Consider the following 2,395-nt stretch of genomic DNA (forward strand, 5'->3'; position numbering starts at 1 on the left):
CGATCGTGATCGGCAAAGACGAAGAAGGAGAGGCGTAAATGGCGACAACGGAAAAGCAGGTGGAAACGACGGGCCTGGCCGGCTGGATCGACCGGCGGTTCCCGATGACGTCGACTTGGAAAGCGCACTTATCCGAGTACTACGCCCCGAAAAACTTCAACTTCTGGTACTTCTTCGGTTCGCTGGCGCTGCTCGTACTCGTGAACCAGATCGTCACGGGCATCTTCCTGACGATGAACTACAAGCCCGATTCGCAGCTCGCGTTCGCCTCGGTCGAGTACATCATGCGCGAGGTGCCGTGGGGCTGGCTGATCCGCTACATGCACTCCACGGGCGCGTCGATGTTCTTCGTCGTCGTCTATCTGCATATGTTTCGCGGGCTCATGTACGGCTCGTACCGCAAGCCGCGCGAACTCGTGTGGATCTTCGGCTGCGCAATCTTTTTGTGTTTGATGGCCGAAGCGTTCTTCGGCTACCTGCTGCCCTGGGGCCAGATGTCGTACTGGGGCGCGCAGGTGATCGTGAATTTGTTCTCGGCGATCCCGTTCGTCGGTCCCGATCTGTCGCTGTGGATCCGGGGCGATTACGTGGTGTCGGACATCACGTTGAACCGCTTCTTCGCGTTTCACGTGATCGCGATCCCGCTCGTGCTGCTCGGGCTCGTGTTTGTGCATATCGTGGCGCTGCACGAGGTGGGTTCGAACAATCCCGACGGCATCGAAATCAAGGCCAAGAAGGATGCGAACGGCAAGCCGCTCGACGGCATTCCGTTCCACCCATACTACTCGGTGCACGATTTCTTCGGCGTGTGCGTGTTCTTGATGGTGTTCGCGGCGATTCTGTTCTTCGCGCCCGAGATGGGCGGCTACTTCCTCGAATCGAACAACTTCATTCCGGCGAACCCGCTGCAAACGCCGCCCGAGATCGCCCCGGTTTGGTACTTCACGGCGTTCTACGCGATGCTGCGCGCGACCACCGATCCGTTCAAGATCGTGTTGATGATCGTGGTCGGGCTGCTGGGGCTCTTGGCGCTCTTGCGCGCGCGGGGCAAGTGGCGCGTCGGCTTGCCGGTGCTGGCCGTGCTGCTGGTTCTGTTCATGGCCTTCACGGAAGCGAAGTTCTGGGGTGTCGTGGTGATGGGCTCGGCGGTGGTGTCGCTGTTCTTCCTGCCTTGGCTCGATCGCAGCCCGGTGAAGTCGATTCGCTATCGGCCGTTCTTCCACAAGGTGTTCTACGCAATCTTCGTGCTGGCGTTCCTGACGCTGGCGTTTTTGGGGACGAAGCCGCCTTCGCCGGCGGCGACGCTGATCGCTCAGATCTGCGCGCTGATCTACTTCGCGTTCTTCCTGGGCATGCCGTTCTGGACCCGGCTGGGGACGTTCAAGCAGCCGCCCGAGCGGGTTCGGTACAAGCCCCATTAACCGCGAGCGAGGACAACACGTGATGAAGACATGGCTGAGTACTTGGCTGAATAAGCTCGCTCGCATCGGCGGCGCGAGCGTGGTGCTGACGATGGCGGTGGCGATGGGGCCGGTTCATGCGGACGAGGGTTTTCCGCTGGATCGTGCGCCGAATAACACGCATGACATCGCATCGTTGCAGCATGGCGCCCAATTGTTTGTAAACTACTGCTTGAATTGCCACAGCGCGAACCTCATGCGTTACAGCGCGCTCGAGCAGATCGGCATTTCCCAGAAGGAGATCGAGCAGAACCTGCTGTTCACGACCGACAAAGTGGGCAACCCGATGACGGTGGCGATGCGCCCGGCCGACGCGAAGGCGTGGTTCGGCGTGACGCCGCCCGATTTGTCGGTGGAGGCGAGGGCGCGCGGCAGCGACTGGCTGTACACGTATTTGCGCAGCTTCTACCGCGACGATACGCGGCCGACGGGGTGGAACAATATGGTGTTCCCCAACGTCGGCATGCCGAACGTGTTGTGGCAATTGCAGGGTGTACAGACAGCCAAATTCACGGACATGACGGATCCAGAAACGGGGGAGAAGACGCATCAGTTCGAGCGCTTCGAAAGCGTAAAACCGGGGACGATGTCGCGGGTAGATTATGATTCTGCCGTGGCGGACTTGGTTGCGTACCTGACTTGGATGTCCGAGCCGACCCAGCAGACGCGCCGGCAGCTTGGCGTGTTCGTGCTGATCTTCCTGGGCGTCCTGACGTTTTTCGCCTGGCGGCTCAATGCGGCGTATTGGAAAGACGTCAAATAAACACGCCGTAACACGGTGTGGGGCCGGCGCAAGGGAGGTTTCTCCGGCGCGCTGGCCCTTCAGCTTTTTGAGGAAACTTTAGACATGATGGTTTTGTATTCCGGCACAACTTGCCCGTTTTCCCAGCGTTGCCGGCTGGTGTTGTTCGAAAAGGGCATGGACTTCGAGATCC

Annotated in this window: 3 protein-coding genes; all 3 read left to right on the forward strand. The window is 59.8% G+C overall.

The features are described 5' to 3' along the window. Positions 1-38 precede the first annotated feature (38 nt). Positions 39-1,421 carry a cytochrome b gene (locus tag ACTHL0_RS25860; protein WP_440569921.1) on the forward strand — a complete coding sequence of 461 codons (1,383 nt, stop codon included), beginning with the start codon at positions 39-41 and terminating at the stop codon, positions 1,419-1,421. A 22-nt stretch (positions 1,422-1,443) separates the two neighbouring features. Next, positions 1,444-2,223, forward strand: a complete 780-nt coding sequence (locus ACTHL0_RS25865) for a cytochrome c1 (protein WP_440569922.1) — start codon at positions 1,444-1,446, stop codon at positions 2,221-2,223. A gap of 84 nt (positions 2,224-2,307) precedes the next feature. Then, positions 2,308-2,395, forward strand: an 88-nt coding sequence (locus ACTHL0_RS25870; RefSeq protein WP_440569923.1) for a glutathione S-transferase N-terminal domain-containing protein, incomplete at its 3' end; no start/stop codon positions are given.

The sequence above is a fragment of the Trinickia sp. genome, assembly GCF_051961175.1.
Classification (GTDB): domain Bacteria; phylum Pseudomonadota; class Gammaproteobacteria; order Burkholderiales; family Burkholderiaceae; genus Trinickia.